We start from the raw sequence: 2203 nt of genomic DNA on the forward strand, positions 1-2203 counted from the left end.
GCTCGCTCCCGATCTTCGATACTAAACTTGTTACGCTTCTTCTTTTCCATAAAATAAACCCTAAAAGTTTGTCTAACTTTTAGGGTTCACTTCAGTATGCTCGACTTTTATCTTATCTTGTGAGTCTAATAGTAATATCATCCTTTCAAATATAGAAACAAATGATAGAGTTTAATAAACAAGAAGATATTATATCCTATTTTTCAGAAAAGACAAAAGATGAAAATAAATTTCAAGTTCATTCAATCTATATCTCAGATTGTATTTTTCAATTCGAACTGGATTTAAATTTATTATTGTCATCATTATTATATGAATGGCCCAATGCTAGATATATAGGATTTGCGAATGCCGCTTATATGAAAAAAGTAGAATTAATGACACACAATAAAGATGAAATAGAGATTTTACTGGATTTTTCAAATTCTCATTTTCTTGAAGAGGTCAATATTCAGGGATATACGTTTAAGAGAGATGTGAATTTTATAAAGTGTGTATTTGAGAAAAAAACGATTTTTCAAGAAAATACATTTAAACAATATTTTCGTTTGTTTGGAAGTTCTTTTAATACTGATGTTATTTTTGCTTATAGTGAGTTGAATAATATCGTGCTTTTTAGTAATGATAAAGATATTGTCCAATTCAGAGGAAATGTCAATTTCTGGGGAGCAAAGTTTAAAATATCTAAGTTTTGGGATTTTGTATTTGAGAAAGACGTGTATTTTAACAATGTCATATTTGATGGCCCTATTTTCTTTAATCGGACTGTTTTTCAGGGAAAGGTTGAATTTGGATCTGTAGAAACAATCGGAAAGACTGAATTTAAGGAAAATGTATATTTTAATCAAGCAATTATAAATGAAATATCATTTACGAATATTCTATTTGATGTCTATGTTAGTTTTAATGAGGCAAAAATAAAGAAAATCAAAGTAGATAACGTCGTTTTTAACAAGGCTGCATTATCCCTTTCCGGAACCATAATAGATAATGTCGCTGATGAACAGTCGGCAAGATTATTAAAATACGAAGCTATCAGGGCATCAAATCAATATATGGCTCTCGAATTAAAAGCAAAAGAATTGAGATTGTTAAACAAACACCTCCCGTTGAGTTTGAAAAATATAAAGGAGAAAATAGTTCTTACCAGTAACTATTTATCTAATGATTATGGTCAAGATTGGATAAGAGGAATTATTTTTACAATCGCATCATGGATTATATTCTTCTCTTTATTTATTATTATCCGTGATGGTTGGGGCAATACATTTATATGGTCGGAAAGTTATTATTTGAAAGAGGCTGCAAACTATTTTTGGATATTAAACGGTATGGAAGGATTTGGTAATAAAACGAATTGGATTGAATTCATCATTTTCTTTTTGGGGAAAATATTTATTGGATATGGAATATATCAAACAATTTCTGCTTTTAGAAAATATGGTAGATAAAGAAAAAATGATTGATTAGATATAAATACGATGGAAATAGTAGAACAAAAACGATTTTACCATATTGCAAGATCTGGCACATTAACTATTGAATCTAAATTGTTTATCGGAAAAGAAAAAACAATTTCAATTCTTACTTCGACAAGTTTGGGTGTAATTACCATAGTCCTGTTAAATACTGGTGGGAACGGCTAGGTTCAAAAGGTAATATATATGAGTTATCCGTATCGGGAAAAATGCACCAGGCTAGGGATTCTTGATTTCGGTTAAAAAGCATATCTGATTAACAGTCAACTACAATCAGTAAGTTCAGGCTCGCGATGACAACCTATTAGACGTTTACGATTTCCTGCGTACAACACTATAAATCCCCTTCTGCCCGGTTTGGATAACCTCATATTTGTCCAGTTTCTCGTAGATTGCACCCAGTGTCTTGCAGCCATAGCGTCCGGTTTTGAACTTGGGTTTGATTTTCTTCATGGCCATCCCTATTTGAGAGAGGGTAACTTCTTCCTTGCCATCGGCAGCCGATTCGTAAGCCTTGTCGAATAACTCGGCTTCCTTTTGAAGCAATACGGCAGGAGTATCGCCTTTCTCCGATTTCGGGTTTTTCTCCGGCTCCTGGTCGGAGAATATGAATTTCTTACATGAGTTGATAAAAGCAACCGGGGTTTTACTCTCCCCATAGCCAATTACAGTAACGCCTTCTTCCCTGATGCGCTGGGCTAACGGCGTATAATCGCTGTCGCTGG

General features: G+C 33.2%; 2 protein-coding genes. One reads left to right on the forward strand and one right to left on the reverse strand.

Annotated elements, in window-relative coordinates:
• Positions 1 to 161 precede the first annotated feature (161 nt).
• Complete coding sequence (locus tag BUC12_RS19605; protein WP_062185342.1) at positions 162 to 1451, forward strand: pentapeptide repeat-containing protein; 1290 nt, start codon at positions 162 to 164, stop codon at positions 1449 to 1451.
• Positions 1452 to 1790: 339 nt separating this feature from the next.
• Here BUC12_RS19605 and BUC12_RS19610 read toward each other — a convergent pair.
• A partial coding sequence (locus tag BUC12_RS19610) for an OST-HTH/LOTUS domain-containing protein (protein ID WP_139262139.1) occupies positions 1791 to 2203 on the reverse strand: 413 nt, incomplete at its 5' end.

It is taken from the genome of Indolivaga macrotermitis (assembly GCF_900128985.1).
Classification (GTDB): Bacteria; Bacteroidota; Bacteroidia; order Bacteroidales; family Dysgonomonadaceae; genus Dysgonomonas_A; species Dysgonomonas_A macrotermitis.